This is a genomic window from Vibrio sp. Y176 (assembly GCF_033438945.1).
The window spans coordinates 1-631 of sequence record NZ_JAWOQS010000715.1 but is presented as its reverse complement, the minus strand read 5'-3'; the positions used below and the strand labels follow the sequence as shown (position 1 = coordinate 631).

At 44.5% G+C, this 631-nt stretch carries 1 protein-coding gene; it reads left to right on the top strand.

The window, feature by feature from the left end:
* Window positions 1–631 (top strand): hypothetical protein (locus R7O13_RS28240; protein ID WP_318305370.1); only part of this gene is annotated, 631 nt, incomplete at both ends.

The following is a 631-nucleotide window of genomic DNA, read 5'->3' as shown; positions in this document are numbered from 1 at the left end:
CTTGTCACTTCCAGATGGAACGACATTTGTTGATCAAGGTAGTGGTGTTTTTGTCCTTGAAATCAATGCTCAAGACCTAGATCAAATCGTCTTTAATTCTGGTGACAGAAATGACAATTCTTGGGCTGGCTCGCTTCATTTTAAAGTGCAAGCGGTCGATACCGGCCTAGACGGCAGCCAAAGCTTGGGTAATGCGGAAGAGTTTGATGTGTCCGTCGATGTTACTGCGGTAAACGACAGACCTGATTTCGTTAATGTTGTCGATGTGGAAACACCTGAAGACAACGCCTTATTGCTAAATAGCTTCGGTATCTCTGATGTCGATGCGGTACTTGATAACCCGAATGCAGAGTATGTTCTTAATGTAGCGGTAGATAGCGGGTATCTCGCATTGAACGCTAACGTTATCTCGAAATATGGTTTGACGGTTCAAGGTGACGGTACAGGAGCAGTTGAGCTAAAAGGTTCAGTCGCAGATCTCAATGCCGCCATTGCAGAAGGATTGATAGAGTTCAACCCTGATCTCAACTTCTTCGGCGATGTTACTGTGAACATTACAGTCGATGACCAAGGTAACGAAGGCATTGTTATTAGTGGTGTTGATGACACTTTAAACACCAACAGCAGCAGT